This window comes from Mycobacterium sp. E2327 (assembly GCF_001672675.1).
Classification (GTDB): Bacteria; Actinomycetota; Actinomycetes; order Mycobacteriales; family Mycobacteriaceae; genus Mycobacterium.
This window is the reverse complement of sequence record NZ_LZKE01000029.1, coordinates 39,039-63,930: the sequence shown is the minus strand read 5'-3', so window position 1 is coordinate 63,930 and position 24,892 is coordinate 39,039. Positions and strand designations below refer to the sequence as shown.

The 24,892-nt window shown below is 69.2% G+C and carries 27 protein-coding genes; 17 read left to right on the top strand and 10 right to left on the bottom strand.

Features of this window, described 5'->3' with window-relative positions; genetic code table 11:
* The first annotated feature begins 43 nt into the window (after positions 1-43).
* Both A5712_RS03715 and A5712_RS03710 read left to right on the top strand, forming a co-directional pair.
* A complete protein-coding gene (locus A5712_RS03715) occupies positions 44-1,174 on the top strand; it encodes a glycoside hydrolase family 76 protein (protein WP_068101465.1) in 1,131 nt (376 codons plus the stop codon).
* A complete protein-coding gene (locus tag A5712_RS03710) occupies positions 1,171-3,123 on the top strand; it encodes an acetoacetate--CoA ligase (RefSeq protein ID WP_068101462.1) in 1,953 nt (650 codons plus the stop codon). The genes A5712_RS03715 and A5712_RS03710 overlap by 4 nt, the downstream gene beginning before the upstream one ends.
* On the opposite strand, the gene A5712_RS03705 is transcribed toward A5712_RS03710, so the two are convergent.
* Entirely contained in the window at positions 3,082-3,789 is a 708-nt protein-coding gene (locus A5712_RS03705) for a DedA family protein (RefSeq protein ID WP_068101458.1), read from the bottom strand. The genes A5712_RS03710 and A5712_RS03705 overlap by 42 nt on opposite strands.
* Before the next feature lie 58 nt (positions 3,790-3,847).
* Between A5712_RS03705 and fbaA the strand changes: the two genes are divergently transcribed.
* Entirely contained in the window at positions 3,848-4,879 is a 1,032-nt protein-coding gene (gene fbaA / locus A5712_RS03700) for a class II fructose-bisphosphate aldolase (protein WP_068101518.1), read from the top strand.
* 75 nt (positions 4,880-4,954) lie between these two features.
* Here the strand turns inward: fbaA and A5712_RS03695 are convergent, their stop codons facing one another.
* A complete protein-coding gene (locus tag A5712_RS03695) occupies positions 4,955-5,731 on the bottom strand; it encodes a hypothetical protein (protein WP_068101456.1) in 777 nt (258 codons plus the stop codon).
* Between the two features lie 47 nt (positions 5,732-5,778).
* Here A5712_RS03695 and A5712_RS03690 point away from each other — a divergent pair, with 47 nt between their 5' ends.
* Entirely contained in the window at positions 5,779-6,201 is a 423-nt protein-coding gene (locus A5712_RS03690) for a DUF3151 domain-containing protein (RefSeq protein ID WP_068101453.1), read from the top strand.
* Here A5712_RS03690 and A5712_RS03685 read toward each other — a convergent pair.
* The 3 genes from A5712_RS03685 to A5712_RS03675 are packed head-to-tail and all read right to left on the bottom strand — an operon-like array spanning position 6,198 to position 8,311.
* Positions 6,198-7,097, bottom strand: a complete 900-nt coding sequence (locus tag A5712_RS03685) for a cation diffusion facilitator family transporter (RefSeq protein ID WP_068101451.1) — start codon at positions 7,095-7,097, stop codon at positions 6,198-6,200. The genes A5712_RS03690 and A5712_RS03685 overlap by 4 nt on opposite strands.
* 40 nt (positions 7,098-7,137) lie before the next feature.
* Positions 7,138-7,914: a site-2 protease family protein gene (locus A5712_RS03680; protein WP_068101449.1), complete on the bottom strand. Its 777-nt coding sequence runs from the start codon at positions 7,912-7,914 to the stop codon at positions 7,138-7,140.
* Between the two features lie 10 nt (positions 7,915-7,924).
* On the bottom strand, positions 7,925-8,311 hold the full coding sequence (locus A5712_RS03675; RefSeq protein WP_068101447.1) for a DoxX family protein: 387 nt from the start codon (positions 8,309-8,311) through the stop codon (positions 7,925-7,927).
* A gap of 107 nt (positions 8,312-8,418) precedes the next feature.
* Here A5712_RS03675 and A5712_RS03670 point away from each other — a divergent pair, with 107 nt between their 5' ends.
* Entirely contained in the window at positions 8,419-9,510 is a 1,092-nt protein-coding gene (locus A5712_RS03670; protein WP_156766400.1) for a pentapeptide repeat-containing protein, read from the top strand.
* Here the strand turns inward: A5712_RS03670 and A5712_RS03665 are convergent.
* Positions 9,507-10,124: a peptidase M50 gene (locus A5712_RS03665; RefSeq protein ID WP_068101439.1), complete on the bottom strand. Its 618-nt coding sequence runs from the start codon at positions 10,122-10,124 to the stop codon at positions 9,507-9,509. The genes A5712_RS03670 and A5712_RS03665 overlap by 4 nt on opposite strands.
* 91 nt (positions 10,125-10,215) lie before the next feature.
* Here A5712_RS03665 and A5712_RS03660 point away from each other — a divergent pair, with 91 nt between their 5' ends.
* The 5 genes from A5712_RS03660 to A5712_RS03640 are packed head-to-tail and all read left to right on the top strand — an operon-like array spanning position 10,216 to position 15,051.
* The gene (locus A5712_RS03660; RefSeq protein WP_068101436.1) at positions 10,216-11,514 is read left to right on the top strand and encodes an adenylosuccinate synthase; all 1,299 of its coding nucleotides are present in this window, start codon (positions 10,216-10,218) and stop codon (positions 11,512-11,514) included.
* Positions 11,511-12,149: a PaaI family thioesterase gene (locus tag A5712_RS03655; RefSeq protein ID WP_068101432.1), complete on the top strand. Its 639-nt coding sequence runs from the start codon at positions 11,511-11,513 to the stop codon at positions 12,147-12,149. Before A5712_RS03660 ends, A5712_RS03655 begins: the two co-directional genes overlap by 4 nt.
* Positions 12,150-12,179: 30 nt before the next feature.
* Positions 12,180-13,412, top strand: a complete 1,233-nt coding sequence (purT, locus tag A5712_RS03650) for a formate-dependent phosphoribosylglycinamide formyltransferase (protein ID WP_068101426.1) — start codon at positions 12,180-12,182, stop codon at positions 13,410-13,412.
* A complete protein-coding gene (locus A5712_RS03645) occupies positions 13,409-13,825 on the top strand; it encodes a rhodanese-like domain-containing protein (RefSeq protein ID WP_068101423.1) in 417 nt (138 codons plus the stop codon). Before purT ends, A5712_RS03645 begins: the two co-directional genes overlap by 4 nt.
* A gap of 5 nt (positions 13,826-13,830) precedes the next feature.
* Positions 13,831-15,051 (top strand): O-succinylhomoserine sulfhydrylase, encoded by a 1,221-nt coding sequence (locus tag A5712_RS03640; RefSeq protein ID WP_068101418.1) that lies wholly within the window; start codon positions 13,831-13,833, stop codon positions 15,049-15,051.
* Here A5712_RS03640 and A5712_RS03635 read toward each other — a convergent pair.
* From A5712_RS03635 to A5712_RS03620, 4 genes are all read right to left on the bottom strand, one after another.
* The gene (locus tag A5712_RS03635; protein WP_068101415.1) at positions 15,048-16,427 is read right to left on the bottom strand and encodes an NAD(P)/FAD-dependent oxidoreductase; all 1,380 of its coding nucleotides are present in this window, start codon (positions 16,425-16,427) and stop codon (positions 15,048-15,050) included. The genes A5712_RS03640 and A5712_RS03635 overlap by 4 nt on opposite strands.
* Before the next feature lie 42 nt (positions 16,428-16,469).
* Positions 16,470-16,877, bottom strand: a complete 408-nt coding sequence (locus tag A5712_RS03630; protein WP_156766399.1) for a hypothetical protein — start codon at positions 16,875-16,877, stop codon at positions 16,470-16,472.
* 76 nt (positions 16,878-16,953) lie between these two features.
* Entirely contained in the window at positions 16,954-17,568 is a 615-nt protein-coding gene (locus A5712_RS03625) for a hypothetical protein (protein ID WP_068101412.1), read from the bottom strand.
* Positions 17,569-17,582: 14 nt separating this feature from the next.
* The gene (locus A5712_RS03620) at positions 17,583-18,767 is read right to left on the bottom strand and encodes an acyl-CoA dehydrogenase (protein WP_068101409.1); all 1,185 of its coding nucleotides are present in this window, start codon (positions 18,765-18,767) and stop codon (positions 17,583-17,585) included.
* A gap of 33 nt (positions 18,768-18,800) precedes the next feature.
* Here A5712_RS03620 and A5712_RS03615 point away from each other — a divergent pair, with 33 nt between their 5' ends.
* The 7 genes from A5712_RS03615 to A5712_RS03585 all read left to right on the top strand — a co-directional run bounded on the left by A5712_RS03615 (position 18,801) and on the right by A5712_RS03585 (position 24,891).
* On the top strand, positions 18,801-19,163 hold the full coding sequence (locus A5712_RS03615) for a DUF3054 domain-containing protein (RefSeq protein WP_068101404.1): 363 nt from the start codon (positions 18,801-18,803) through the stop codon (positions 19,161-19,163).
* 7 nt (positions 19,164-19,170) lie between these two features.
* The gene (locus A5712_RS03610) at positions 19,171-20,067 is read left to right on the top strand and encodes an SAM-dependent methyltransferase (RefSeq protein ID WP_068101402.1); all 897 of its coding nucleotides are present in this window, start codon (positions 19,171-19,173) and stop codon (positions 20,065-20,067) included.
* Positions 20,068-20,211: 144 nt separating this feature from the next.
* Positions 20,212-20,802 carry a fasciclin domain-containing protein gene (locus A5712_RS03605; RefSeq protein ID WP_068101400.1) on the top strand — a complete coding sequence of 197 codons (591 nt, stop codon included), beginning with the start codon at positions 20,212-20,214 and terminating at the stop codon, positions 20,800-20,802.
* Between the two features lie 54 nt (positions 20,803-20,856).
* Positions 20,857-21,348: a GNAT family N-acetyltransferase gene (locus A5712_RS03600; protein WP_068101396.1), complete on the top strand. Its 492-nt coding sequence runs from the start codon at positions 20,857-20,859 to the stop codon at positions 21,346-21,348.
* The gene (locus A5712_RS03595) at positions 21,345-22,442 is read left to right on the top strand and encodes an LLM class flavin-dependent oxidoreductase (RefSeq protein WP_068101394.1); all 1,098 of its coding nucleotides are present in this window, start codon (positions 21,345-21,347) and stop codon (positions 22,440-22,442) included. The genes A5712_RS03600 and A5712_RS03595 overlap by 4 nt, the downstream gene beginning before the upstream one ends.
* Positions 22,439-23,560, top strand: a complete 1,122-nt coding sequence (locus tag A5712_RS03590; RefSeq protein ID WP_068101391.1) for an LLM class flavin-dependent oxidoreductase — start codon at positions 22,439-22,441, stop codon at positions 23,558-23,560. Before A5712_RS03595 ends, A5712_RS03590 begins: the two co-directional genes overlap by 4 nt.
* Positions 23,557-24,891, top strand: a complete 1,335-nt coding sequence (locus A5712_RS03585; RefSeq protein WP_068101388.1) for an NtaA/DmoA family FMN-dependent monooxygenase — start codon at positions 23,557-23,559, stop codon at positions 24,889-24,891. Before A5712_RS03590 ends, A5712_RS03585 begins: the two co-directional genes overlap by 4 nt.
* The last annotated feature ends 1 nt before the right edge of the window (position 24,892 follow it).

The following is a 24,892-nucleotide window of genomic DNA, read 5'->3' as shown; positions in this document are numbered from 1 at the left end:
CTCCAGCATCCTCCGCCGCGGCCCTAGGGCAGGATCGACAGGTATGGATCAGCTCTGGGCCAACCGGGCGGCCAGCTCCGAAGCGGCTGTCGCGCAACGTCACCTGAAGCGGTTGTGGGCGCTGCCGGCGACGCAGCTGGGGGTGGTGGCCTGGCCGGCGGCCCGCAAAGACCGGCTGTTCGGCACCTGGCACTACTGGTGGCAGGCGCACCTGCTGGACTGCCTGGTCGACGCGCAGTTGCGCGACCCGCAACCGCACCGGCGCACCATGATCGAGCGGCAGGTCCGCTCGCACCGGTTGCGCAACAACCTCCGCTGGACCAACAGCTACTACGACGACATGGCCTGGCTGGCGCTGGCGCTGGAACGCGCCGCCCGGATCGCCGGCGTCACGCGCCGCCGCGCCCTGCCGAAGCTGGCCGACCAGTTCGTCGGGGCCTGGGCGCCCGACGACGGCGGCGGCATCCCGTGGCGCAAGCAGGACAAGTTCTTCAACGCCCCGGCCAACGGCCCGGCCGGCATCTTCCTCGCCCGCTATGGCGACCACCTGCAGCGGGCCGACCAGATCAGCGACTGGATCGACCGCACGCTGATCGACCCCGAGACGCACCTGGTGTTCGACGGCATCAAGGACGGTTCGCTGGTCCGCGCCCAGTACACCTACTGCCAGGGCGTGGTGCTGGGGCTGGAGACGGAACTCGCCGCGCGCACCGGCGCCGAGGCCCGCGCCCGCCATCAGGCGCGGGTGCATCGACTGGTCGCGGCGGTCGGCGAGCACATGGCGCCGTCCGGCGTGCTGCGGGGCGCCGGCGGCGGCGACGGCGGCCTGTTCGCCGGCATCACCGCCCGCTACCTCGCGCTGGTCGCCACCACGCTGCCCGGCGACTCGGCCGACGACGCGATGGCCCGCGACGCCGCGCGCACCATCGTGCTGTCGTCGGCGAAATCGGCCTGGGACTACCGGCAAACCGTGGACGGGCTGCCGCTGTTCGGCCCGTTCTGGGACCGCGACGCCGAGCTGCCGCCCCAACGGTCCGAGGCCGGCCAGGACGCGGAGTTCGTCGCGGGCGCGGTCAACTCCTCGGAGATCGCCGAGCGCGATCTGTCGGTTCAGCTATCGGGCTGGATGCTGATGGAGGCCGCAGGTAACGTCACCGCCGTGAGCGCGAGATGAGCAAACTCAACGGCGACTGGATCCCGGACGAGGCAACGCTTGCCGACGCCAACCTGACCCGCTTCATGGCCTGGCTCGCCGAGACCGGGCGCGGCGAATACGACGATTACCCCGAGCTCCTGCGCAAGTCGGTCGACGACATCGACTGGTTCTGGGACGCCGTCTGGAACTTCTTCGACATCCAGGCGGACAGCCCCCCGACCGCGGTGCTGGGCAACCGGTCCATGCCGGGCGCCGAGTGGTTTCCCGGCGCCACGATCAACTACGCCACCGAGGTGTTCCGGCACGCCACCGACGCGCGCCCGGCCATGATCGTCGTCGGCGAGGACGGCTCGACCGAGTGGCCGTGGGCGCGGCTGCAGCGCGAGACGGCGGCGTTCGCCGCCTACCTGCGCAACCTCGGCGTCGGGCCCGGCGACGCCGTCGTCGGCTACCTGCCCAATGTCGCCGAGGCCGTCGTCGCCGCCCTGGCCGCCGCCAGCGTCGGCGCGATCTGGGCGGTGTGCAACCAGGACGTGGCCGTCGACGGCGTGATCGCCCGGCTGGGCCAGGTCGAGCCCGCCGTGCTGGTGGCCACCGACGGGTCGGTGTACGGCGGCAAGCGCATCGACCGGCGCGTCGAGCTGGCCACGATCCGCGCCGCGATGCCGACGCTGCGGGCCACCGTGGTGGTGCCGCGCCTCGGGCTGTCGATCGACGACGGCGCCGTGCCGTGGGCCACGGCGGTCGAAGCGGATGCGCCCCTGGACATCACGCCGGTCCCGTTCGCCCACCCGCTGTGGGTGATGTTTTCGTCGGGAACGACGGGCAAGCCGAAGGGCATCGTGCACGGCCACGGCGGCGTGGTGCTCGAACACCTGAAATACCTGACCCTGCAACTGGATCTGCACCCGGACGACCGCTTCCTGTGGTACTCGTCGACCAGCTGGATGATGTGGAACTTCCTGGTGTCGGGGCTGCTGGTCGACACGACGATCGTGCTCTACGACGGCAGCCCGACGCATCCCGGCACCGACGGGCTGTGGAAGGTCGCCGCCGACGCCGGCGTCACGTTCCTCGGCGCGGGCGCGGGCTATCTATTGGCTTGCGCCAAGCAGGAATTGCGGCCGGGCGAGGCGCATTCGCTGGACGCCGTGCGCGCGGTGGGATCCACCGGTTCCCCGTTGCCCGCGTCCGGCTTCCGCTGGGTGCAGGAGGGGCTCGGCCGGCCCGTCCCGGTGGTCTCGATGAGCGGCGGCACCGACGTCTGCACCGCCTTCATCGGCGGTTGCCCGATCGTGCCGGTCAAGGCGGGCGAGCTGTCGTCGCTGTGCCTGGGCGCGGCCATCGAGGCGTGGAATGGCCAGGGAAACCCCGTCATCGGGGAAGAGGGCGAGCTGGTGGTGACCAAGCCGATGCCCTCGATGCCGGTGTTCTTCTGGAACGACGAGGACGGCAGCCGGTACCGCGCCGCCTACTTCGACAAGTACCCGGGGGTGTGGTGCCACGGCGACTGGATCACTATCAGCGAACGGGGATCCGTTGTGGTGCATGGCCGTTCGGACGCCACCCTGAATCGGATGGGCGTGCGGATGGGCAGCGCCGAGATCTACACGGCGGTCGAGCGCATGCCCGAGGTGCAGGACTGCCTGGTGGTCGGCGTCGAGCAGGACGACGGCGGCTACTGGATGCCGTTGTTCGTGGCCCTGGCCGACGGTGTGGAGCTCGACGAGGGGCTGCGCTCGAAGATCGTCGCGGAGATCCGTCAGCACGCTTCGCCGCGCCACGTGCCCGACGACATCCTGGACGTGCCGGGTATTCCGCGGACGCTGACCGGCAAGCGGCTGGAGATCCCGATCAAGCGGATCCTGCTCGGGACCGTGCCGGACCAGGCCGTGCAGCAGAGCTCGATCGACAGGCCCGAACTGCTAGAGGCTTTCGTTGCGTACCGCAGAAGTCGGGTGTCCTGAGTCGTCGTCCGTCGCGGCAGTCCCGCGCCGCCGGCCCCGGTAGCCGCGCCAGGCGGCGACGAACGCGGGGATCAGCGACACGAACAGGATGCCCAGGATGATCTTTTCCAGGTTCTGGTGCACGAACGGCACGGTGCCCAGGAAGTAGCCCGCCAGGGTCACGCCGCCGCCCCACGCGATGCCGCCGACGATGTCGAACCCGAGGTACACCGGGTAGCGCATGTACGACACCCCGGCGATCACCGGGACGAACGTGCGCACGAACGGCGCGAAGCGGGCGAGGATGACGGCCCAGGGCCCGTACTTCGCGAAGAACGCGTGTGACTCCGTCACGTAGTGCTTCTTGAAGAACCGGGAGTCTTCCTTCTTGAACAGCGCCGGCCCGATCCGGCGCCCGATGAAGTATCCGCATTGGTCGCCCAGTATCGCGACCAGCGCGACGGACGGCGCCAGCACCCAGATGCTCGTCGGTGGGTTCGGGTGCGCGGTCAGCAGCCCGCCGGTGAACAACAGCGATTCGCCCGGCAGCAGCGGAAACAGCAGGCCGGTCTCGATGAAGACGATGACCAGGATCCCGGGCAGCACCGCTTTCCCGAAGACGCCGTTGGCGCCCAGCCAGTACATCGGGTCGAGGATGTTCGGCAGGGCCGTCACCACGGTGCTCACGATGCTTCAACATACCGGTCTTGCGATACTGGACGGACCCAGCCGCCAGGAGGAGCCCATGCCCATCGCCACGCCCGAGGTGTACGCCGAGATGCTCGGACGCGCCAAGGAGAACTCCTACGCCTTCCCGGCCATCAACTGCACCTCGTCGGAGACCGTCAACGCCGCGATCAAGGGCTTCGCGGACGCCGGCAGCGACGGCATCATCCAGTTCTCAACGGGCGGTGCGGAGTTCGCCTCCGGCCTGGGGGTCAAGGACATGGTGGCCGGCGCCGTCGCGCTGGCCGAATTCACCCGCAGCATCGCGGCCAGATACCCGATCAACGTCGCGCTGCACACTGACCACTGCCCCAAGGACAAGTTGGACAGCTACGTGCGCCCGCTGCTGGCGATCTCGGCCGAGCGGGTGGCTGCCGGCCAGGACCCGCTGTTCCAGTCCCACATGTGGGACGGGTCGGCGGTGCCGGTCGAGGAGAACCTCGCCATCGCGCAGGAACTGCTCAAGGAGGCCGCGGCCGCCAAGATCATCCTCGAGGTGGAGATCGGCGTGGTGGGCGGCGAGGAGGACGGCGTCGCCCACGAGATCAACGACAAGCTCTACTCCACTCCGGAGGATTTCGAGCGGACGGTCGACGCGCTGGGCCACGGCGAGCACGGCAAGTACCTGCTGGCCGCGACGTTCGGCAACGTGCACGGCGTCTACAAGCCCGGCAACGTCAAGCTGCGCCCCGACGTGCTGGCGCTGGGCCAGCAGGTCGCGGCGGCGAAACTCGGCCTGGCCGCCGACGCCAAGCCGTTCGACTTCGTCTTCCACGGCGGTTCGGGTTCGCTGAAGTCGGAGATCGAGGAGGCGCTGCGCTACGGCGTGGTGAAGATGAACGTCGACACCGACACCCAGTACGCGTTCACCCGCCCGATCGCCGGCCACATGTTTGCCAACTACGACGGCGTGCTCAAGGTCGACGGCGAGGTGGGCGTCAAGAAGGTCTACGACCCGCGCAGCTACCTCAAGAAGGCCGAGGCCGGCATGAGCGAGCGCGTCGTGGAGGCCTGCAACGACCTGCACTGCGCCGGGAAGTCGCTCGCCTAACCCCGCCGAGCAGACGCAGAATCGCACGTTCCCGCGGGAAAATATGCGATTGTGCGTCTGCTCGCGCAGTGGAAATTAGCCGCTGGGGGATTGGCAGATCTTCCACTGATCGTCGCGGTACTGCAGGTCGAGGCTGCGCGTCGAACGCAGCGACGGGTCGTATGCCATGAACGTGGTGATGTTCGCCTCGGCGTGCTGGCCGTTGACGACGACCTGGTCGATGCTGGCGATCACCGGGTACTGCTTGGCCGCCGAGACCCGCTGATAGGTTTCCTGCCACGCGTGCTCGTCGTAATCCACGTATCCGTCGCGGACGGTCCCGCACGTGACGGTGCGCAACGCGGTCAGGTCGCCCCGCTGCACCGCGATGTCGTACTGCTGGATGGTGTGCCGAACCTGGTCTTCCTCAGAGACTTTCGAGTGCTTGCCGCGGGTCAGCAGCACGGTGCCCAGGATCGCGATCGCCGCCAGCGCCAGCACGACCACCACCAGCGCCAGCACCCAGCCCCAGTTGAACTGCCGGGTGGTGCGCAGCTTCGCCCCCAGTCGCGGCGGAATCGACTGCGGCACAGCGACTTTCGGAGGAACACCCAGCTGTGTCGTCGCGGCTTCGCCCGGCGGCGGCGACGCGATGACCTCCGTGGCGGGCTCCGCGGACGACGTTGCGATGACCTGGGTCTCCTTGGCGTCGAAGCCGGGGGCCGTGAAACGACGCTCGCGCTGCTGGCCTTCGGCGGCCTCGGCATCGCTGTCCTGATCGCCCTTGTTGATCACCACGGTCTCGGTCTCGGGGTCGACGGGGACCAGCGGCTGGTCCTCGGCTGCCCCTTCGGGTTCGGGTGGATTGGGCATAGAGGGAGCTTAGCGACCCGCCGCGGGGGAACGGCAAAATAGACGCCATGACGTCGATGGGAGATCTTCTCGGACCCGATCCGATTCTGCTGCCGGGCGATAGCGACGCCGAGGCGGAGCTACTGGCCAACGAGAACCCGGCCGCCGTCGCCGCCGCGCACCCGTCTGCGTCGGTGGCGTGGGCCGCGCTCGCGGAAGGAGCGCTCGCGTCCAACGAGGAACACAAGGCCGTCACCGCCTACGCCTACGCGCGCACCGGCTACCACCGCGGCCTGGACCAGCTGCGGCGAAACGGCTGGAAGGGCTTCGGCCCGGTGCCGTACGCGCACGAGCCCAACCGCGGCTTCCTGCGTTGCGTGGCGGCGCTGGCCAAGGCCGCCGACGCCATCGGCGAGACCGAGGAGAACCTGCGCTGCCTGGATCTGCTCGACGACTGCGACCCCGCGGCGCGCCAAGCGCTCGGCCTCTAGAAGCCTTCCTCGCAGTCGCCGTGCCGGTCCGGCGGCTCGATCTGCACGGTGGCGTGATCCAGCCCGCGCGCGGACAGCACCGCGCGCGCGTCCTGCAGCACCCGCGCGGAGTCGCCGTCGCTGGTGAGGTGCGCGGTGCACATGTCCTTGCCGGGCGACAGCGTCCACACGTGTAGGTCGTGCACCTCGGTGACGCCGTCGACGGCACCGAGCGCGCCGCGCAGCTCCTCGACGTCGATGTGGGCCGGTGAGGCCTCGGACAGGATTCGCAGCGCGTCGCGGGCCAGTGAGATGGCCCGGGGCGCCACCCACAGCGCGACCAGCACCGCGACTACGACGTCGGCGTACAGCCAGCGCGTCGTCACGGTGACGATGCCGGCGATCAGCACGCCCAGGCTGCCGACGCTGTCGGCGACCACCTCCATGTAGGCGCCCTTGACGGCCAGGCTGCTCTCCGAATGCGACCGCAGCAGAAGCGCGACCACGAGGTTGGCCAGCAGGCCGAACAGGGCGACGACGATCATCGGCACGCCCGGAACCGACGGGGTTTCCTTCAGCCGCTGGACCGCCTCCCACAGGATGAACAGGGCCACCCCGATCAGCAGACCGGCGTTGGCGACGGCGGTGAACACCTCGGCGCGATGCCAGCCGTAGGTGCGCGCGGGCGACGAGCTGCCACGCCTGGCCAGCATCACCGCGGCCAGCCCCATGAACACCGCGACTACGTCGGTCAGCATGTGTCCCGCGTCGGCCAGCAGCGCGATCGAGTTGATCAGCAGCGAGGTCGTGAGCTCCACGACGAAGAACACCGCGAGGATCGCCGCGGCGGCGATCATGCGGGGGATCATCCGCGACGAGTCGCCCTCGGCGGGGGTGTGGCTGTGGCCGGCGCCCATAGCCAGAAATATATGCGTAACAACGCATATATTTCAAGGGCTACAGCCAGGCGCTCCAGAATCGGGTCAGCGAGTTGCCCGCGGCGACGAGCCAGTGCGGGATACCGGAGAAATCGAACAGCCAGAGCACCACACCGAAGAACCACTGGCTAGCCGCCAACAGCAGGAACAGCAGGATGAAAAAGCCCCACTGCTTGGCCGGGGCCAGTGCGCGCTGCGTCTCGGGGCTCAGGTGCGGCTCGAGGGCGTCGTACCCGTCCAGGCCGGGGACCGGCAGCAGGTTCAGCAACACTGCGGTGAGCTGGAGGAAGCCCAGGAAGGCCACGCCCGCCCACAGCACCGCGTGGTGCGGGTCGTACAGCAACCGCGTCACCACCAGCAGCAGCACCGCCAGCACGAGGTTGGCCGCCGGCCCTGCCAGGCTGACGATGGTCCGGCGGGCGGGCGTCATGAACCACGTCCGCACGTACACCGCGGCGCCGGGCAGGCCGATCCCGCCCAGCGCGACGACCACGATCGGCAGCAGCAGCGAGAGCGCGGGGTGGCTGTAGCGCCGCGGGTCCAGGGTCAGATACCCGCGCACCGCGACGTCGTGGTCGCCGAATCGCCAGGCCGTCACCGCGTGCCCGAATTCGTGCAGGCACAGCGACACCAGCCAGCCCGCGATCACGAAGACGAACACCCCGGCGTAGGACAGCGGCCGCACGCTGGACCCGGCCAGCCAGGCCAGCACGCCGCCGGCCGCCGTCAACGCGACCAGGGCAAGGAAGAGCGGGCTGGGCCGCACCGATTCGTGTTGCCGGGCGGGAAAGCTCACCCGCTCGAAATTACCTTGGTATTCGCCGTCGTTGCGGCCGCAGCGCCCAGGAGGCGACGGTCAGGCCCACGAGTATCAGCGGACCGACCAGCGTTGTGGCGCGATCGCCGACCCAGAGATGCGAGGCCGTCGCTCCGGCGTAGATGGACATCAGGCCCGCGTACGCCCACTCCTTGACCACGGCCAGGCGCGGTGCCAGCAGCACGACACCGGCCGATACGTAGCAGACGCCGAGGATGGTCATGAAGTACAGCGGATACCCCAGGTGCGTCACTACCCCCGCGAACGGTTGCAGGCGCAGCGCGCCCATCACCCCGCCCACAAAACACTCGGCGGCGAGCAGGCCGGTCGCCGTCCAGTAGATCCAGTTGCGGCGCGCGGTCGCGGAAGGTGTCATCGCAAAGCCTCCTCACCACGTCGACACCCCGCGGGCCAAAAGTGTGACCGGTTGGCGTACTCGACTACTCATGCGGGAAGGCGATGCCTTGCACGAGGCTCAACGTCATGACATCGCATAGCCACGGCGCAACGCCGCATTCAGCCAGACGAGTTGCCGTCGGGTCTCGTGGCGGTAATGGTCTCGAACGCTTCACTCAGGCATTGGCAACAGGTTTCTATTGGCAGGGTTGGAAAACTGTCGGGGCCGTCGCTACCTCTGTCGTAGCGATTGCTACGGCCGTCGTTGCCTATGGAACGTTCCAGGTCTCGAAGCAGACAGTTCACCTCTCAGAAGAGACGCTGCAGGCCAACACGCGCCAGCAGGCAAGTGATCGCTTCGCCAAGGCAATCGAGCACTTGGGATCCGACAACGTTGATGTACGACTCGGCGGGATCTTTGCGTTGGACAAGCTCGCCTGGGACACGCCATCAGAACACGCGAACGTCTACAAGGTCCTCGCATCCTTCGTGCGCGGTCACGCCGTGCTGGGCAAGGACGCGTGCGCCGACTCGAATCCGCCTGGCGTGGTGCGGGGCTCCCCGGCCCCGACCTCTGTGGCGGCCGTGACCTCCCCGGCCCCGACCCCTCTGGCCGCCGTGACCTCGCCGCTCCCGACCTCCGCCGCTTCGACCGACGCGGCTTCGACCGGCTGGCGCCCAAAAGAGGACATTCAAACGGCGATCTATCTTGTGGGCAAGCGCGATCGTCAGTACGACGCCACGAACGAATCGGTAGATTTTTCACACGCTTGCCTAAGGGGGGCCAGCTTTCTTGAAGAAAAGGTGGCCGATTATTCCGACGCAAATATGAACTCCTCCGATTTGCGAAGGGCGAATTTCGGCCACACAAAACTCGAGAACGCGTATTTGATGGGCGCAACACTGGATGACGCCCTCATCACTGAGGCCAAACTCCGTGGTGCACGCCTAAGTTTCGCGTGGATGTTGCGCGCTGGACTCGGCAAAGCGGACCTGCGCGGGGCGCACATGGCGGAGGCGCACATGGCGAATGCTGATCTCTCGAGCGCCAACCTGTGCAGCGCCGATCTCTCGGGCGCCGACCTGAGCGGCGCGAACCTCACCGATATCGTCTACGACGATAAAACAATCTGGCCCAGCGGTTTTCAGCCGCCGCCCAGCCGGTCAACCCTCTGCTAGGTGACCAGCAGCCACCCTTCGACGTTGCGGTAGAACGTCGATCGGCGCGCCGCCCGCGGCGCCGCGACCCCGTCGCGCACGACGGTGACGCCGGTACTGCCCAGCTGGGCGGCGCGGCCAGACACCCAGCGGCCCCTGCGTACCGAGGCCCGCAGGCCAGGCATGGCCAGCGTCGGCTCGATCCGCGCACCGACGACGTCGCCGTCGAACAGCGTGGTGTCGTCGACGACGGCCTCTCCGTGCAGCACCCGCGCGCCGTCGGGAGGCAGCCAGCGCCCGCGGCCGACGATCACCGACCCGGTCTCGTCACGGATCAGCGTCACCCGCCGGGCGGAGCCGCGCCGGGCGCGCCGCGCCGCGCGCCGCCCGGCCGGGATCCGGTAGGCCCGGGTGGCGGGCGTGCGCCGGGGCGGCACGTAGGCCAGCTCGACGTCGAGCCGCTCGGCGCGCAGCAACCGGGTCAGCACCGCGGCCAGGTCCGCGTCGGCGCCGACGACCACCAGCCGTCGGTATTGCTCGATCGCGGCGTCGACATCGCCCATATGGACCGGCAAGCCGGCCAGCGCACGCGGCACCCGCCGGTCGCCGAAGGCCAACACCCCCGCGGTTTCCATGCTCGGTCGCAACCTCCTGGGACAGGGCTGGGATAGGGTGTGTCACCGGCTGGACCACAATAAGCAGGCGCGATCAGGTGGGAGCAACGTCATGCCGGCAATCGTCCTCATCGGCGCCCAATGGGGCGACGAGGGCAAAGGTAAGGCCACTGACCTGCTCGGCGGGCGCGTGCAGTGGGTGGTGCGCTATCAGGGCGGCAACAACGCCGGGCACACCGTCGTCCTGCCCACCGGCGAGCATTTCGCCCTGCACCTGATCCCGTCCGGGGTGCTGACGCCCGGGGTCACCAACGTCATCGGCAACGGCGTGGTGGTCGACCCCGGTGTGCTGCTCGACGAGCTGAAGGGCCTCGAGGACCGCGGCGTCGACACCTCCAGGCTGCTGATCTCGGCCGACGCCCACCTGCTGCTGCCCTACCACGTCGCCATCGACAAGGTCACCGAGCGCTACATGGGCAACAAGAAGATCGGCACCACCGGCCGCGGCATCGGCCCGTGCTACCAGGACAAGATCGCCCGCCAGGGCATCCGGGTTGCCGACGTGCTCGACCCCGATCAGCTGACCCACAAGGTCGAGGCCGCCCTCGAGCTCAAGAACCAGATCCTGGTCAAGATCTACAACCGCAAGGCGCTCGACCCACACCAGGTGGTGGACGCCCTGCTGCAGCAGGCCGAGGGTTTCCGGCACCGCATCGCCGACGCGCGGCGGCTGCTCAACACCGCGCTCGAGGAGGGCGAGACGGTCCTGCTGGAGGGCTCGCAGGGCACCCTGCTCGACGTCGACCACGGCACCTACCCCTACGTGACGTCGTCGAATCCGACCGCGGGCGGCGCGGCCGTCGGCTCCGGGATCGGGCCGACCCGGATCACCGCCGTGCTGGGGATCCTCAAGGCCTACACCACCCGCGTCGGCTCCGGCCCGTTCCCCACCGAGCTGTTCGACGAGAAGGGCGAATACCTGTCCAAGACCGGGGGCGAATTTGGTGTCACCACGGGGCGGCGCCGGCGTTGCGGCTGGTTCGACGCCGTGATCGCCCGTTACGCCACCCGCGTCAACGGCATCACCGACTTCTTCCTGACCAAGCTCGACGTGCTGTCCAGCCTGGAGACGGTGCCGGTGTGCGTCGGCTACCGGATCGACGGGGCGAGCATCAACGACATGCCGATGACCCAGAGCGACCTCGCCCGCGCCGAACCGATCTACGAAGAACTGCCCGGCTGGTGGGAGGACATCTCGGACGCGCGGGAGTTCGACGACCTGCCGGCCAAGGCCCGCGATTACGTGTTGCGGCTGGAAGAGCTTGCGGGAGCACATGTTTCGTGCATCGGCGTCGGCCCCGGGCGCGAGCAGACCATCGTGCGCCGCGACGTCCTGGCGGCCCGCCCGTGACGGAACCCGACCCAAAAGAACTCGACCCGGAATACGAACACCACGGCGGTTTCCCCGAATACGGCCCGGCCAGCCCCGGCCCCGGATTCGGCCGGTTCGTCGCCGCCATGCGCCAACTCCAGGACCTCGCGGTGTCCGCTGACCCGGGTGACGACGTCTGGGACGACGCCGCCGAGCGCGCCGCCGCGCTGGTCGAGGTGCTGGGCACCTTCCAGGCCGAGGAGGGCAAGGCGCCGGCCGGGCGCACGCCCGACCTGCCCGGCATGGGCAGCCTGCTGCTGCCGCCCTGGACATTGACCCGGTACGCGCCCGACGGCGTCGAAATGACCGGGTACTTCAGCCGGTTTCACGTCGGCGGCAACCACGCCGTCCACGGCGGCGTGCTGCCGCTGCTGTTCGACCACATGTTCGGGATGATCTCGCACGCCGCCGGGCGCCCGATCAGCCGCACCGCCTTCCTGCACGTCGACTACCGCAAGGTCACGCCCATCGACACGCCGTTGCTGGTGCGCGGGCGCGTCACCAGCACCGAGGGCCGCAAGGCGTTCGTCGCCGCGGAGCTGGTCGACGGCGACGACGCCGTGCTGGCCGAGGCCAACGGCCTGATGGTGCGGCTGCTTCCCGGCCAGCCCTAGGGGTTTGCCGAACCGACCTATCCTTGAGCGGTGACTGACGGCTTGACCCAAGGACAGGACGACAAGACGACCGCGCTCGCCGTGTCGCCCCACGCTGCCCCCCAACCGCCCGAAGACCGCAGGCCGACGGTCCTGCTGCTCGGCTCCGGCGAGCTGAGCCGGGAGCTGGCGGTCGCGCTGCGCCATCTGGGCGCGCGGGTGGTCGCGGCGGACGGACAGCCAAATACGCCCGCACACGGCGTGGCCGACCAGTCGCTGACGCTCCCGCTCACCGACGGCGGCGAGCTCGCCAGGGCGATCCAACAGCTCCACCCGGACTTCGTGGTGACCGCGGCGGACGCGGTCGCCGCCCAAGCTCTCGAGGCGCTGCCCCCGGAGCGCACCCAGCTGGTGCCCAACGCCCGCACCGTCCGGCTCACCTCCGACCGCGAGGCCCTGCGCCGGATGGCCGCCGACGAGCTAGGCCTGCCGACCGCGCCGTTCTGGTTCGCCGGCTCGGTCGGCGAACTGCAGGCGGTGGCCGCCCACGCCGGCTACCCGCTGCTGGTGAAGCCGGTGTCGGGGCGTGGGCACTCGGTGGTCTCCGGGCCCGACGACATCGAACCGGCCTGGCAGCGCGCGCAGGGAAGTCCGACCGGGCGGGTACTGGCCGAGACGGTGGTCGAGGTCGACTTCGACGTCACCCTGCTCGTGGTGCGCAGCGAGGGCCCGAACGGTCCGCTGATCGAGTTCTGCTCACCGATCGGCCACCGAGACGTCGACGGCGCCGTGCTGGAATCCTGGCAGCCTCAGCAGATGAACGAGGCCGCGGTGGACGCGGCCAAGTCGATCGCCGCGCGAATCGTCAAGGCGCTCGGCGGGCGCGGCGTCTTCGGCGTCGAGTTGATGATCAAGGGCGACGAGGTGTACTTCGCCGACGTCAGCGCGCGCCCGCACCCCAGCGTCTGGGTGACCCTGCGCAGCCAGCGGCTTTCGGCGTTCGAACTGCAGGCCCGGACCATTCTGGGCCTGCCGGTGGACACCATGATGATGTCGCCGGCCGCCGCCCACGCGATCAATGCCGACCCCGACGGCGGGCCGTCGGCCGCCGACGCGCTGACCCGCGCGCTGCGGGTGCCGGAAAGCGATCTGCGCATCTTCGCGCGGGGCGCCGGGGCCGCCGGACGGGGCGTGGCGCTGGCCACGGCGCCGGACGTGGCGGCGGCCCGCGACCGTGCCCGAGAGGCCGCGAACGCCCTGAATATGCGAGACTCACGCGGATGAGTTACGCAGGAGACATCACGCCCCTCGAGGCATGGAAGCTGCTGAGCGACAACCCCAACGCGGTGCTGGTCGACGTGCGCACCGATGCCGAATGGCGGTTCGTCGGCGTGCCCGACCTGTCCAGCCTGGGCCGCGACGTGGTGTACATCGAGTGGGTCACCGCCAACGGCGTCCCCAACGCGGACTTCGCCGATGAGCTGAAGAGCCACGTCCCGCCGGCCGACGAAGAGCGGCCCGTCATCTTCCTGTGTCGCTCGGGTAACCGCTCCATCGGAGCGGCCGAGGTGGCGACCCAGGTGGGCCTGACCCCCGCCTACAACGTGCTGGACGGTTTCGAGGGCCAGCTCGACGCCAGCGGGCATCGCGGTGGAAACGGTTGGCGCGCGCTCGGATTGCCCTGGAAGCAGGGGTAGCAGCGATGGCCGACGACCAATCGGTCCGCACGCCCAAGGCGCTGCCCGACGGCGTCAGCCAGGCCACCATCGGCGTGCGCGGCGGTCTGCTGCGATCCGGTTTCGAAGAGACTGCCGAGGCGATGTTCCTGACGTCCGGCTACGTCTACGAGTCGGCGGCCGTGGCCGAGCGGTCGTTCACCGGCGAGCTGGACCATTTCGTCTACTCGCGCTACGGCAACCCGACCGTGACGATGTTCGAGGAGCGGTTGCGACTGATCGAGGGGGCGCCCGCGGCGTTCGCCACCGCGAGCGGCATGGCGGCGGTGTTCACCTCACTGGGCGCGCTGCTGGCGGCCGGTGACCGGCTGGTCGCGGCGCGCAGCCTGTTCGGCTCGTGCTTCGTGGTGTGCAACGAGATCCTGCCGCGGTGGGGGGTCGAGACCGTCTTCGTCGACGGCGACGACCTCGCGCAGTGGGAGCGGGCGCTCTCGGTGCCCACTCAGGCGGTGTTCTTCGAGACGCCGTCCAATCCGATGCAGTCACTGGTCGACATCGCCGCGGTGACCGAGATGGCTCACGCCGCCGGCGCGAAAGTGGTGCTGGACAACGTCTTTGCCACACCGCTGCTGCAGCAGGGCTTTCCGCTCGGGGTGGACGTGGTGGTGTACTCCGGGACCAAACACATCGACGGGCAGGGCCGGGTGCTGGGCGGCGCCATCCTGGGCGACAAGGAGTACATCGACGGCCCGGTCCAGAAGCTGATGCGGCACACCGGCCCGGCGATGAGCGCGTTCAACGCCTGGGTGTTGCTGAAAGGCCTTGAGACGCTGGCGGTTCGGGTCGAGCACAGCAACGCGTCCGCGCACCGCATCGCGGAGTTCCTCGAGACCCATCCCGCGGTGAGCTGGGTGCGCTACCCCTACCTGACGTCGCACCCGCAATACGACCTGGCCAAGCGCCAGATGACCGGCGGCGGAACGGTGATCACCTTCGCGCTGGACTGCGCCGAAAGTGCCGCCAAGCAGCGGGCTTTCGAGGTGCTGGACAAGCTGCGGCTGATCGACATCTCCAACAACCTGGGCGACGCGAAATCGTTGATCACCCACCCGGCGACCACGACGCACCGCGCCATGGGCCCGGAGGGACGCGCCGCGATCGGGCTGGGCGACAACGTGGTTCGCATCTCCGTCGGGCTGGAGGGCACCGACGACCTGATCGCCGATATCGATCGGGCCCTGAGCTAGCCGGCTTGCTTCTCGGCGGCCTCGATGCGTTCGGCCGCCGCCAACGTCCCCTCCTGCGCCTGCTTCTCCACCCAGTCCACCACCGGCCGGGCGTACATCATCTGGCTGGTGATGGCCATCTGGCCGCGGGTGCGGCCCAGGAACGAGATGCCCCAGGAAAACATGGCGGCAATGCGGTTGCGGAACCCGACCAGGTACAGCAGGTGCAACAACAACCACGCCAGCCAGGCGATGAAGCCGCCGAACTCCAGCTTGCCGACCCTGGCGACGGCGCTGTAGCGAGAGATCAGCGCCATGCTGCCCTTGTCGAAGTAGTTGAATGGCTTGCGGTTGGCCGGGTCGTCGTGGCCCTTGACGGCCTGCTTGATCAGCGCGGTCGCGTAGTGAGCCCCCTGAATCGCGCCCTGGGCCATGCCCGGTACGCCGGGCACCGACATCAGGTCGCCGACGACGAACACGTACGGGTGGCCCTTGACGGTGAGGTCGGGCTCGACGATCACCCGTCCGGCGCGGTCGGTTTCGGTGCCGTCGGACTGCTCGGCGATCATCTTGCCCAGCGGGCTGGCCTGCACGCCGGCCGCCCACACCTTGCAGGCGCATTCGATCCGGCGCTCGCTGCCGTCGGAGTCCTTGACCGTGATGCCCATGTAGTCGACGGCGGTCACCATGGCATTGAGCTGGACCTCGACGCCCATCTTCTCCAGCCGCCGCTGCGCCTTCAGGCCCAGCTTTTCACCCATGGGCGGCAGCACCGCGGGCGCCGCGTCCAGCAGGATGACCCGGCAATCGCTGGGCGTGATGGTCCGAAAGGCGCCGGCCAGCGTGCGCTCGGCGAGTTGGACGATCTCGCCGGCCAACTCGACTCCCGTCGGCCCCGCCCCGACCACCACGAACGTCAGCCGGCGTTGCCGCTCGGCCGGGTCGGTGGCGACCTCGGCGGCCTCGAAGGCGCCGAGGATGCGGCTGCGTAGCTCCAGGGCGTCGTCGATCGACTTCATGCCGGGCGCGAACGCGGCGTAGTCGTCGTTGCCGAAATAGGACTGCTGCGCGCCGGCGGCCACGATCAGGCTGTCGTAGTGCGTGACGGTCTGCATCCCCATCAGGTGCGACGTGACCGTCTGCGCCTTCAGGTCGATCGCCTCGACCTCACCCCACAACACCCGGACGTTCTTCTGCTTGCGCAGGATCAGCCTGGTGGTCGGCGCGATGTCGCCCTCGGACAGGATCCCGGTGGCCACCTGGTAAAGCAGCGGCTGGAAAAGGTGAGTGGTGGTCATCGAGATCAGGGTGACGTCCACATCGGCCCGCTTGAGCGAGCGCGCCGCGTTCAGGCCCCCGAATCCGCTCCCGATGATGACGACGTGATGGCGCGACATGCCTACCCCTTCGTGTCGTGGTCCCCGCGGCCCGTCACCAGCCTATGTGGTCGGCGCGCCCGACCACGGCCAGCTACCAGTCTTGATCTTGCGCCGAGCAGACCACATGAGAACCGAGCCCGCACCGATCGCGAGGACGCCACCGGACATCCACAGATAGTTCGGCCTCGCTTCGCTCGCCGTATAGGCCACGTCGGTGCCGCCGCGACTGCGAAACAGATGAACATCCACCTGCGATCCGACTCCATTGCGTCGGTCGTAGTCCTCGACGATCGGGACCCTGTTGGACTTTGCGCCGACGCCCCACCTGCCGTAGCACCTTCCGTGGTCCCGCTCACAATGATCGATCGTCACCGTCGCAGGTGTGCCGAGCCGATAGGCAACGGCGTGCATTGCACCCAATTCGATACCGAAGGCCAGCCCCGCGAACACACAAATGCCGCCAAGCACCGCGGTGACCCACGCCCCGATGCGCGCCGGCCTACCAGGACGTCCCCGAAACGCGTCCATCAGGAAACGCTCCCACCTAGAAGGGCCACGCCGCGGCGTTGGTCTTGTACTTCCCGTTGAGTTGGTTGCAGAAGTCGTCGTTGGTGCCGGCCAGGAAGATGTAATAGGCCTCCGCGTTGCTGCGGCGGCTGTCGAAGGAATTGGGTGTCGTCCAGCCGCTGTTGCACGCCGCGGTGTCCGAACCGGTGGTGGGCTTGCGCCAATTGGTCTTGGCGCAGGCGTTCAGGGCGTCGACGTTGGGGGTGGCGCTCTTGGCGGCGACGAGCATCGCGCCGCCCCACAGCCCGTCGTTGCGCCGGTAGGCGCGCGCCCCGAATCCCGCGTTGTTGGTCTGGCAGGCCAGCGCCCGTTTGAGCAGCCCGAAGGGGGCGGCGAGCTGCGGATTGCTGACCGCGGCGGCGGCCGTGATGAACTGGGCCGCGTCGGAGCCGTCGACCTCCTGCACGTTCGGGTTGCCCAGGCCCGTCAGCTGCTGCGCAATCCCGGAGTTGCTGCCCCCGCCGATGATCGACCCGCCGCCGCCGGACGTCATCGGGGGCAGGGTGACGGGATCGGCGGTCGCGACCGGGGCCGACAGCGCCAGCCCGCACGCGGCGAACACCACGCCGATCCGATTTACGACAGATCCCATGAGCGGTTCTCCTATCAGCGGAACGCGTCGCTGCCGGTGAAGGCCTGGCCGAGGACGAGCTGGTGCATCTCCGGGGTGCCCTCGTAGGTGAGCACCGATTCCAGGTTGACCATGTGCCGGATGACGGGGTACTCCAGCGATATCCCGTTGCCGCCCAATATGGTTCGCGCGGTCCGACAGATCTTTATCGCCTCGCGGGTGTTATTGAGCTTGCCGAAGCTGACCTGTTCGGGTCGCAACCCGACGCCGTCCTTGAGGCGGCCGAGGTGCAGCGACAGCAGCTGCCCCTTGTGCAGTTCGACCGCCATGTCGACGAGTTTGGCCTGCGTCAGCTGGAATCCGGCGATCGGGCGCCCGAACTGGGTGCGCTGCGTGGCGTAGTCGAGCGCGGCCTGCCAGGCCGAGCGCGCCGCGCCCATCGATCCCCAGACGATCCCGTAGCGCGCCTCCGACAGGCACGACAGCGGGCCGCGCAACCCCGTCGCCGCGGGCAGCATCGCGTCGGCGGGCAGCCGCACGTCGTCGAGCACCAACTCGCTGGTAATCGACGCCCGCAGCGACAGCTTGTGGTGAATCGTGTTGGCGGCGAAGCCCGGCGTCTTGGTCGGCACCACAAAACCACGGATGCCCTCGTCGGTGCCGGCCCACACGATCGCCACGTCGGCGACCGAGCCGTTGGTGATCCACAACTTTCGCCCGTTCAGCACCCAGTCCGAACCATCTTGCCGCGCACGGGTTTTCATCGCGGCCGGATCGCTTCCGACGTCGGGTTCGGTCAACCCGAAGCAGCCGAGCAGTTCGCCCGCAGCCATCCCGGGCAGCCACTGCTGCTTCTGCTCCTCGGAGCCGAACTTCCAGATCGCGAACATCGCCAGCGACCCCTGCACGGAGACCATCGACCGGATACCCGAGTCGGCGGCCTCCAGCTCGGTGCAGGCCAGGCCGTAGTGCACGGCCGAAGCACCGCCGCAGCCGTAGCCGTGCAGATGCATGCCGAGCAGCCCGAGCTGGCCGAACTGCTTGGCCAGCTGGCGGACCGGAAGGTCGCCGATCTCGAACCATTCGCCGACGTAGGGGAGGACGTGCTCGGCGCAGAACTTCCGCACCGTGTCGCGCACGGCGAGCTCGTCCTCGGACAGGGAGGCGTCCAGGCCCAGCGGGTCGTCCCGGTCGAACGCCGGAGGTGCGTCAGTGCTCATGGGACCCAGCCTGCCACCCGGTAGTCTCGCGGCATGCGACGGATGGCATACCTGCTCATCGACGTCGTCGCCGTGCTGGTCTTCTCCGCCGCCGGACGCCGCAGCCACGCCGAAGGGCTCACCCTCGGCGGCCTGGCGACCACGGCCTGGCCGTTCCTGGTCGGGACCGTCGTTGGGTGGCTGCTCTCCCGCGCCTGGCGGCGACCCACCGCCGTCGCCCCCACCGGCGTGATCGTCTGGCTGTCCACCGTCGCGATCGGCATGCTGCTGCGCAAAGCCAGCTCGGCGGGCGTGGCGGCGAGCTTCGTGGTGGTCGCCGCGTCGGTAACCGCGGTGCTGTTGCTCGGCTGGCGGGCCGCCGTGGGTGTGGCCGTGCGGCGCCGGTCCAACGCCTGAGCGGATCATGGCACCCGCCAGCTGGAACCCGGCCTCCGGCGACGGCCTGACCACCACGTTCGACGCCGTCGTCCGGGCCGTGGCCACGAACAAGGGCCTCCTCGAAGACCCGTTCGCCGAGCCGCTGGTGCGCGCCACCGGCGTGCCGTACTTCGCCCAGGTCATCGACGACGAGCGATACGCCGCCGACGACGGCGGTCACCCCATCACGACGGGGCTCATTCACGTCCAGGCCGCGTACGGACGGTTCCTCGACGAGTTTCTCGCCGACGCCGGCCGCTCCGGCATTCGCCAGGTGGTGATCCTGGGGTCGGGGCTGGACACCCGGCCGTACCGACTGTGGTGGCCACCCGGCACGACGGTGTACGAAATCGATCGCCCGGACGTCCTCGATTTCAAGGCCGGGGTGCTGCGGGGGCTGGACGCGCGGCCGGGCGCACACCGCCGCGAGATCGGCGTCGACCTTCGCCAGGATTGGCTGGCGGCGCTGCGCCGGGCCGGTTTCGACGCCGCGACGCCCACGGTCTGGATCGCCGAGCAATTGCTCGTCGGCTACCTGCCGCCGGACGCCCAGCATCGGTTGCTGCGGGGCGTCACCGAGGCGAGCGCGCCCGGGAGCCGCTTCTCCGCCGATCACATGGCGAGCTGGACACCGGAACGGCAGGCGGCGCGGCAGGCCTTCGTGGACGGCTGGCGACGGCGCGGCCTGGACATCGACCTGGCCAGCCTGACCTACCCGGGCGAATACCGCTTTGTCCCCGAATATCTGGCGGCGCATGGCTGGCAGACGGCCAAGCGGAATGTCGTCGAGTTGTTCGCCGACCTGGGGTTGGCCGAATTGTGGCGCGGCCGCCCGGAGCACGTGGAACTGCTCCCCGGGTATGTCACGGCATCGCGCGTTTAGCGCGGGCCGCGCCCGGCCGGCTCATTAAGTGGATTAAAGGTTCAGTTACTGAAATTCCATCCGCGCCGGCCGTCGCTCCGAATGACTTGTGTTCATGCCGACACGGCGCCCATGGGCGTCCGAAGACGAAGGAGTCGAAACGCAATGATGAGCACTCGCGCGAAAACGCTTGCCGCGGCGGGTCTTGCGGCCATCGCCGTCGCCGCCGGGCCGACGGTTACGGCCACAGCCGACAACCCGAGTGACTTGATCGGGACGGGTTGCGCGGACTATGCCAAGCAGAATCCGAGCGGTCCGGGGTCGGTGCTGGGAATGTCGCGCGACCCGGTGGCGACGGCGGCGTCGAACAACCCGATGTTGACGACCCTGGCCGCGGCGCTGTCCGGGAAGCTGAATCCGAACGTGAACCTGGTCTCGACCCTCAACAACGGCCAGTACACGGTGTTCGCGCCCACCAACGCGGCGTTCGACAAGTTGCCGGCGGGGACCGTCGACAAGCTGAAGACGGACTCGCAGCTGCTGACCAGCATCTTGACGTATCACGTCGTCCAGGGGCAGCTCAGCCCGGCGGTGATCGGCGGCGTCCACCCGACGGTGCAGGGCGCGCCCCTTACCGTGGCCGGTCAAGGCAACGACCTGAGGGTCAACAACGCGGGCCTGGTCTGCGGTGGGGTGCACACGTCCAACGCGACGGTCTACATGATCGACACGGTGCTCATGCCTCCCGGCCAATAGAGCGGACTCGCCGCCGGGTGGAATGGGCGCGCGTCGGAGACGTTAGATGAATACGTGACGCCCACCACCCGGCTCGAGTTCGTCGCGGCCACCCACGACGACCCCTTGGCGCGGCCGCTGCTGGCCGAGCTGGCCGTCGAGTACGCGGAGCGCTACGGGGGTACGCCGGACAGGCACCTGGCCTGGCTGCCGGTGCCGGCGGGTGAGCTGGCGCCGCCCGACGGCGGGTTGCTCATCGGTGTGGTGGGTGGCGTGGCGGTCACGGGCGGGGCGTTCCGGCGCTTCGACGCCAACACCGCCGAGCTCAAGCGGATCTGGACCGACAGCGCCCATCGGCGCCGCGGGTATGCGCGGGCGCTGCTGGCGGCGCTGGAAGCGGAGACCGCCGCGCGGGGTTACCGGCGGCTGTATTTGATCACCGGCAATCGTCAGCCCGAGGCCGAGGCGCTGTACGACGCGACGGGGTACACCCGCATCGCCCCCGCCGAGCCGCTGCCCGACTGGGGACCGTTCCGGCCGATCGCCTTCGAGAAGTGGCTGCCATGACGGGTCAACTTCACCTGGGCGTCGCGCTCGACGGATACGGCTGGGACCCGCACGCGTGGCAGGTCACCCTCGCCGCCGACCCGGAGACGCCGTCGGTCCTCGGCGGTCCTTACTGGGCCGACTTGGCGGCCACGGCGGAGCGCGGGCTGCTGGACTTCCTCACCATCGACGACAGTTTGATGCCGCAGATCGGGCGAAGCTCCCGGATTCATCCCGACCGGCTGACCGGCCGCGCCGACGCCGTCCTGGTCGCGGCCCGCATCGCACCCGCCACGCGACACATCGGGCTGATCCCCGTGGCCACGGTCACCCATACCGAGCCTTTTCACGTCTCCAAATCCATTGCCACGCTTGACTTTGTGTCGCACGGCCGGGCCGGCTGGCAGCCGCGGGTGAGCGCCACCGTGCACGAGGCGGCGCTGTTCGGCCGCCGTGACGTCTCCGAGGTCCCCCTCTTCGAGGAGGCCGTCGAGTACGTCGACGTGGTCCGCCGGTTATGGGACAGCTGGGAGGACGACGCCATCATCCGCGACGTGAGCACCGGGCGCTACGTCGACGTGGATAAGCTGCACTACATCGACTTCACCGGAAAGTACTTCTCGGTCAAGGGGCCCTCGATCACGCCGCGCCCACCCCAGGGCCAGCCCGTGGTGGCCGCGCTGGCGCATGTCGGCCCCGCCTACGAGTTCGCCGCCTCCGGCGCCGACGTCGTCTTCGTCACACCCACCGACGGCGCGTCGGTGCAACGCATTATCGCGGAGGTGCGCGCGGCGGGCGGCACCCACCTGAAAGTCCTTGCCGACGTGGTGGTTTCGTTCGACCGCGCGGCCGACTTCCGCTCCGACGCGCTCGTATTCACCGGGGGCGCAACGCAATTAGTTGAGCTACTGCAGGATTGGCAGCGGCTGGGCATCGACGGCGCGCGCCTGCGGCCCGCCGTCAACGCGACCGACCTGCCGGTCATCGTCGACGAGGTGGTGCCGCTGCTGCAGCGGGCCGGGCTCTTCCGCACCGGCTATCGCGAGGGTGAACCCCTGCGCGCGCGCCTCGGCCTGCCCGTGGCGCCCAATCGCTATGCGGCGGTGCACCGATGAACCCGGTGCCGCTGTCGATCCTGGACCTGGCCCCGATCAGCGCGGGCAGCGACGCCGCGACCGCCCTGCGCAACACCATCGACCTGGCCCAGCGCGCCGAGCGGTGGGGCTACCGCCGGTACTGGCTCGCCGAACACCACTTCGTCGGCGTGGCCAGCTCGGCGACGGCCGTGCTGATCGGCCAGATTGCGGCCGCCACCAACAGCATTCGGGTCGGTTCGGCCGCCATTCAGCTCGGGTACACCACTCCGGTCGCGGTGGTCGAGAGCTTCGGGATGCTCGAGGCCTTCTATCCGGGCCGCATTGACCTGGGCGTCGGACGGGGACAGCGACGCGACACCGGGTTCAAGCCGAAATCGCCGTCGGCCAAGTCCCGCCCGCCGCGGCAGTGGCACGAGGTCGACGGCGTGGTGGTCCCGCTGCCGTTCGACCTGCGCGGGCTCCTCGACAAGGAACGGGTGCAGGCGACCATGGGAATCCTGCAACAGCCCGGGGCGGTGGCGCCCGGCTTCGCCGAGCAACTCGACGACATCATCGCGATGCTCGACGGCACCTACGAGGTCGAGGGTTTCGACGTGCACGCGGTGCCGGGAGAGCGATCCGGGTTGACCCCGTGGATCTTTGGCAGTACCCGGGGTGAAAGCGCCAAGCTTGCCGGTGCGCGGGGTTTGCCGTTCGTCGCCAGCTACCACATCACCCCGGCGACGGCGCTGGAAGCGATCGAGGCCTACCGGGCCGCCTTCGTCCCGTCGGCCGCCTTCGAGCGGCCCTACGTCGTGGTGTCCGCCGACATCGTGGTGGCCGACGACACCGCCACCGCAAGGCATCTGGCGTCCAGCTACGGGCATTGGGTCTATTCCATCCGGACGGGGGTCGGCGCCGTGCCCTACCCCGATCCCGACGACTGCCCCCCGCTCGCCGAGGAGCAGCTGCCCGTGGTGAAAGATCGGCTGGAAACGCAGTTCGTCGGCGATCCGGACGAGGTCGCCGAGCGGCTGTCCGCGCTGCAACGCGTCACCGGTGCGGACGAACTCGTCGTCACCTCCGTCACCCACCGGCACTCCGACCGGTTGCGCTCGCACGAACTGATCGCCAAACGGTGGGGGATCAGCGGATGAGCATGCGGGAGGGCAAGCAGCGCAAGCCGATTCACCTGGCCGCCCACTTCCCGGGCGTCAACAACACCACGGTGTGGACCGACCCGAGTTCGGGCAGCCAAATCGAGTTCGAGTCGTTCGTGCACCTGGCCCGCACCGCCGAACGCGGGTTGTTCGACTTCTTCTTCCTCGCCGAGGGGCTGCGGCTGCGGGAGCACCGCGGCCGCATCTACGACCTGGACGTGGTGGGCCGCCCGGACACCTTCACCGTGCTGGCCGCGCTCGCCGGCGTCACCGACCGGATCGGGCTGACCGGAACCATCAACACCACCTTCAACGAACCATTCGAGGTGGCAAGGCAATTCGCGTCGCTCGACCACCTCTCCGGCGGCCGCGCCGGCTGGAACATGGTGACCTCGTCGGACGCCTTCACCGGCGCCAACTTCCGCCGCGGCGGTTTCCTGGACCACGCCGATCGGTACTCGCGGGCCGAGGAGTTCCTGGCCGTGGCCCGCCAGTTCTGGGACAGCTGGCAAGCCGACGCCGTGCTGGCCGATGTCGGGGTGGGGGCCTATGCCGATCCCGACCGGATCCGAAGCGTTGAACACCGCGGCCCCCAGTTCGACGTGCGCGGGTTCGCCACGCTGCCGGCGGGGCCGCAGGGGCATCCGATATTGCTGCAGGCCGGCGACTCGCCCGACGGCCGAGCGTTCGGCGCCCGCAACGCCGACGCCCTGTTCACGCTGCACTCGTCGCTGCAGGACGGGCAGCGCTACTACGCCGACGTGAAGGGTCGCGCCGCGTTCTACGGTCGGGATCCCAACCGGCTCAAGGTCTTTCCCGCGGCGACGTTCGTCATCGGCGACACCGATGCCGAGGCGCACGACCGGGCGCGGCACATCCGCTACCAACAGGTCAGCGGCGCGACGGCGATCGCGATGCTCGAGCAGGTGTGGGGCCGCGAGCTATCCGACCACGACCCGGACGGCCCGCTGCCCGATTTCGACCCGGTGGTCGACAGCTCCATCACGCAGGGCCGGGTGCGGCACGGCGATCCCGTCGCCGTCGCCCGCAGTTGGCGCGAACGCGCTTCAGCCGAGAACCTCTCGATCCGCGAGCTGATCATCGCGGTCACCAGCCGCCAACAGTTCGTCGGCACGCCAACGCGAATCGCCGACGAGATCGACACCTACATCCAGACCGACGCGTGCGACGGCTTCATCCTGGTGCCGCATTTGACACCGCACGGCCTGGACGAGTTCGTCGACCGGGTGGTGCCGGTGCTGCAGGAGCGCGGCGCGTTCCGCACCGAGTATTCCGGCGAGACGCTGCGGGAGCACCTGGGGCTGTAGC